Genomic DNA, 4,841 nt, shown 5'->3' on the forward strand with positions numbered 1-4,841 from the left:
ATCGCATAAAGCTGCTCGACCAAGGCCTCAATCCGCGCATTGTTCAATTGTAGAGATTTAAGCTCTTCGATGATTTTGTTTTGCAGCTCAGCATATTGCTCGGCTTGGGGCTTGCGCAGTGTTTTACCCTTAAGACGCGCCCGAATAAGCATGTCTTGAAGCTGCTGGAAACGGGCGAAGTCTTGACCAATATTGTTGAGAATTTCAAAAATACTCTCACGCAGTTCGGCTTCCATAGCCGCCATAGAGAGATTGATTTTTTCGTCTTCGTCTTCCTCGTCATCATCCTCAAGGGTTTTTTCACCCTCGGCATGGGTCGCCAATTTCAGAACAGGGCCGTGCTTTGGTTTCTCGATCTTCTCACCTTTTTCAGGCTCGATCTCACCGCGTTCAATTTTTTCGCGCCGCACAGCCGCCGCAGAGCGGTCTTCTTGGACGTTGCCAATGGACAAATTATAGGTGCTGTCTAGGTCAATAATATCGCGGAGCAAAATGCGCTCTTCTTCAAGCTCTTCGCGCCACACCATGATGGCTTCAAAGGTCAGGGCACTTTCGCACAGGCCCTTGATCATAGTGTCGCGACCCGCCTCGATGCGTTTGGCAATGGCGATTTCACCTTCGCGAGACAGAAGCTCAACCGTGCCCATTTCGCGCAAATACATGCGCACAGGGTCGTCGGTTCTGTCAGAGCCTTCACGGGCGTTCGATTTGGACGCAATGGCCGTACCGGTTGCAACAGCAACTTCGGTTCCGGTTTTTGCACGCTGCTCTGCCTCGTGCTCTTCCACTTCATCTTCTTCGATTACGGATATGCCCATTTCTGAAAGCATAGCCATAATGTCTTCGATCTGCTCGGATGACACCTCGTTAGAAGGCAGCACCTCATTGAGCTGATCGTAAGTCACATAGCCGCGTTTTTTCGCGCCCTTGATCATTTTCTTGACCGCGGATGCGGAAAGATCGAGAAGTGGGCCGTCTTGGCTTTCGCCTGATTCTGGCTTCTCAGTTTCTTTCTGAGCCTTAGTCGCCATTCACATTCTCCTGAACGGGTAGCCGGCAAAATCGCCGAGTATATGTGGTGAGACAATCAGGCCAAGACAAGGGCGATTGCACTTCGTTCCCCAAAGGGAATAGACAATCATGCTTATCGTTTCGTTACCAAATGCAATAACTTAGCAGTTAGATGCACAAAAACGCCGACCGGCCACCCTAAATCACAGGTTCCGCGTCGAGCGCCCAGATAACGAACCAAACCCCTCAATCAGAGCCTCAGTGCCATCCACACTGGTAATCTGGTTCTGGATGTCTCGCAGCCTTTCATACGACTCTTCGCTCGGGTCATTGCCCAGCGCCATTTCGGCTGCCTTCAGCTCTCTATTTAATCGATGTGATTTATAATGCAAGGCCAAAGCGTGATTCAATCCAACCTCGGCGTCCTGACTGTTCGCTTCGGGCGTCACTTGCCATATGCCTTGTTGACGAACAACATTGTCAATTTGCGCCAAATCAATCGCGCAACCACGCCGCTCAAGCGCCTCGCGCAGCTGTTTGCTTTTGATTTCGTGATTGGCCGAAACTTGCGATATCACCACATCCAAGATTTTTCGAGCCGCGGACGACTGCAAATCAATTTGCGCCAAATCCTCAAGATGCATTTCCACAAGCTCGGGGTGATTGATCAAGCCAACCAAAATCACCGCTTCGCGTGATGCCACGCCGCTCGTTGAATTGCTCGCCGAAAGAGATTTTTTAAGCGCATTGGACACTTGATAACCGCCACGCTGTGTTTTGGCGTTTGAGTATCCGCCAGACTTTGCGTCTTTGTTATATCCACTATTGTTCGTGCGCTGTTGCTGCCCACCATACTGACGCTGCGGCCGAAAGAACTTATAGAGCTTATCGTTAAACGCTTGCCCATAATGCTTGCGTACTGAAGCGTCCGCAATTTCATTGGCGATATTCTTTAGTTTGAACTCCAGCGCTGCTTTTGCTTCAGGTGTGCCAACGTTCGCACCGCGTGTTTCTCGCTCCCAAACGGCTTCAGACAATGGTAATGCCGAATTCAGCAATTCTTCTAGCCCCTTGCGGCCCTCTTTCTGGATCAGATCATCAGGGTCCACACCGTCGGGCAGCGTCACAATTTGCGCAGTTACCCCCGGCTTAAGCATCGGCAGCATTATGTCCATGGACTTAGAGGCAGCTCGTTGCCCCGCGCTATCTCCATCAAAACACAGCACCGGGTCGTTGGTCATCTTCCACAACAAGCCCAAGTGCTCGTCCGTTAGGGCCGTACCAAGCGGCGCCACAGCACCCTCAAAGCCCACCTGCACCAACGCAATCACATCCATATAGCCTTCAACCACAATCAACGGCTTGCCGTCGTGAGAGGCTTGGCGGGCCATTTGCCCGTTGTAAAGCGTGCGCCGTTTATGAAAGAGCTCTGTTTCCGGGGAATTGAGATATTTCGCCCGCGCTTCAGGCGACATGGCGCGACCACCAAAGGCCACCACGCGACCGCGAAAATCCAATATAGGGAACATCAACCGATTGCGAAACCGATCGAATGGCACTGCAATATCATCACCAGATACCAACAAACCACAAGCAATCATCTCGTTGGCGGTCACCCCGTTCGACGCCAGATATTCTTTAAGTCCATTACGGCTGTCTGGTGCAAAACCCAAACGGAACATTTGCTGAAACTTGGGCAGAACTCCACGCTCGTGCAAATAACCGCGCGCGCGGGCACCAACATTGGCGGCCAAAGCCTGCTCAAAATAGCTGGTCGCCAAATCCATTACATCATAAAGCGACTTGCGCTTGCGATCGCGGGCTTCCTCTTGTGCATCTCTTGCGGGCAACTGCAGGCCCGCTTGCCCCGCCAGTTTTTCAACGGCTTCGGGGAACGGCATGCCTGCCTTTTCAACCAAGAACCGAAAATGGTCACCAGAAACGCCACAGCCAAAACAATGATAGCGACCACGCCGGTCGTCTGCGTGAAAACTGGGCGTTTTCTCACCATGGAACGGGCAACAGGCCCAAAAATCCCCTTTTTGGGGTTGCGACTTTTTCTTGTCCCATACCACATGCTCTCCCACAACTTGGGAGATCGAAATTCGATCACGAATATCGTCTAGGAATTGATCAGTGAACCGCATGGTCTCAATCTAATGGTCAAAGGGATGTAATGGCAAATGCAAAGAACGTTTCGTATCAGTTTGCGTCAAACAAGCCAACGCTCAAAAGACACCATATCCCCACCAAAGCCGCGCTGTTCACCGCCGCCAGTTTCGATACTAAACTGAGAAAAACCAGCGCGCTCAAGCACGCGGGTAGACCCCAGGTTCGTTGTCATCACCCGCCCAATGAGCCGATTGATCTTATAATCAGCGCACAGCATTTCAACGCCCAACGCTAGCATTTGCCCCGCAATGCCTTTTCCCAGCCAGCGCTCAGCCACCCGATAGCCAACTTCGGCCTGGTCGCCACCAATGGTGAAATTTATGCGTCCAACCACTTCATCACCAATAAGGCCAACAAAATAAAGCCCTTCTTGCGAACGCATATCCAACTCAAGCGCAGCAATTGCATGGCTCATGCCAACCTCGGTCAGCATTTCAGGCGCCCGTGGTGGCACAAACCCAGAAAAATAGCTGGCGTTTTCAAGTTCAAAACGCAAAAGCGCCGCACAATGATGCGGCGCAATCTTCTCTAAAACAACGGCAGCCTTTGCCATAATAAAGCTAGCCGTTCAACGCCGCTTTTACAAACCGCGAGGCTTGCCCAAAGTCGATACGACCGGGGAACTTGCCCTTCAGCACACCAACAACTTTGCCCATGTCGCGCAGGCCTTCAGCGCCAGTTTCTGCAATTGCGTCTTTGATTGCGGCTTGCACTTCATCTTCGCTCAACGGTTGTGGCAAAAACTCTTGAATAACCGCAATCTCTTCACGCTCTTGGGCGGCCAATTCTTCGCGACCATTTTCAGCATAAACAGTGGCTGATTCTTCGCGTTGTTTGACCATTTTTTGCATGATCTGCAAAATCTCTTGCTCGCTGGCAGGCTCTTTGCCCTGCCCCCGTGCTTCAATGTCCCGATCTTTGATCGCCGCATTGATCAAACGGTAGGTGCCCGTACGTCGCGCATCGCGCGCTTTGATGGCATCTTTGAGCGCTGAGCTAATTTTATCACGCATATTTTCGTAAAATTCCCTGATGATTTCTGCCTCGGTTATACCCAAGCAAAACGCTTATGCCAATTTTTTCTTTCCCAGAGCATTTAACCCACTGATTTTTCACTGCTAAATCTTTCCTTCGAATCTGTTGACGCCGCGCTTGTTCTCACATAGTGTCCGCCCGATCCGGACCAGTTTGAGCGCAGCGGGCCTTAAGGCATGGGCAAACGCACATCTAAGCGGCAAAAACGGGGTCTGAGGATCGGTCAAATTTACGCCCACAATAAGCGTCAAAAGGATTTGAGATGACCGGCTGGCAAGACGATAAAACCACCGCACTTTTGATTTTGGAAAATGGGACGCGCATTGAGGGCCAAGGCCTTGGCGCAACCGGACATGCTGTTGGTGAAGTTTGCTCAGCCGCGGAATCAGCCAGTGCGTGCCCAAGCTTGGCGTAACGGCCAGCGTCAAGGTCTCCTTGGCGCCGCCAGCTTTGACCCACAGACTCGCCCGAGCAAGGTCATGCAGGATGTCTCGGATCGAATGGGCATAGGTAGCGCCCGCCGGGGTCAACCCCAGGCCTTTGCCTTCGCGTCTTAGGAGAGACACGCCAATCTGCTCTTCCAGAACTTTCAACTGCCGGCTGACGGCCGAATGCGTAAGCGA

4 protein-coding genes and 1 pseudogene are annotated in these 4,841 nt (G+C 51.8%); all 5 read right to left on the reverse strand.

All coding sequences use genetic code 11. The features are described from left to right. A partial coding sequence (locus Q0231_RS16120) for an RNA polymerase sigma factor region1.1 domain-containing protein (RefSeq protein WP_299349210.1) occupies window positions 1-1,031 on the reverse strand: 1,031 nt, incomplete at its 3' end. Between the two features lie 183 nt (window positions 1,032-1,214). Continuing rightward, on the reverse strand, window positions 1,215-3,158 hold the full coding sequence (gene dnaG, locus Q0231_RS16125) for a DNA primase (RefSeq protein ID WP_299349214.1): 1,944 nt from the start codon (window positions 3,156-3,158) through the stop codon (window positions 1,215-1,217). A 65-nt stretch (window positions 3,159-3,223) separates the two neighbouring features. Next, window positions 3,224-3,736 carry a GNAT family N-acetyltransferase gene (locus tag Q0231_RS16130; protein WP_299349216.1) on the reverse strand — a complete coding sequence of 171 codons (513 nt, stop codon included), beginning with the start codon at window positions 3,734-3,736 and terminating at the stop codon, window positions 3,224-3,226. A gap of 7 nt (window positions 3,737-3,743) precedes the next feature. Then, window positions 3,744-4,196, reverse strand: a complete 453-nt coding sequence (locus tag Q0231_RS16135; RefSeq protein ID WP_269395205.1) for a GatB/YqeY domain-containing protein — start codon at window positions 4,194-4,196, stop codon at window positions 3,744-3,746. Window positions 4,197-4,745: 549 nt separating this feature from the next. Then, window positions 4,746-4,841 (reverse strand): annotated as a pseudogene (locus tag Q0231_RS16140) (LysR family transcriptional regulator); the annotation flags it as partial.

The sequence above is a fragment of the uncultured Maritalea sp. genome (genome assembly GCF_937139385.1).
Lineage (GTDB): Bacteria > Pseudomonadota > Alphaproteobacteria > Rhizobiales > Devosiaceae > Maritalea > Maritalea porphyrae_A.

Coding starts and splice junctions, on each gene's coding strand:
- dnaG (WP_299349214.1), bottom strand. CDS start 3,158: ATGCGGTTCACTGATCAATTCCTAGACGATATTCGTGATCGAATTTCG.
- Q0231_RS16130 (WP_299349216.1), bottom strand. CDS start 3,736: ATGGCAAAGGCTGCCGTTGTTTTAGAGAAGATTGCGCCGCATCATTGT.
- Q0231_RS16135 (WP_269395205.1), bottom strand. CDS start 4,196: ATGCGTGATAAAATTAGCTCAGCGCTCAAAGATGCCATCAAAGCGCGC.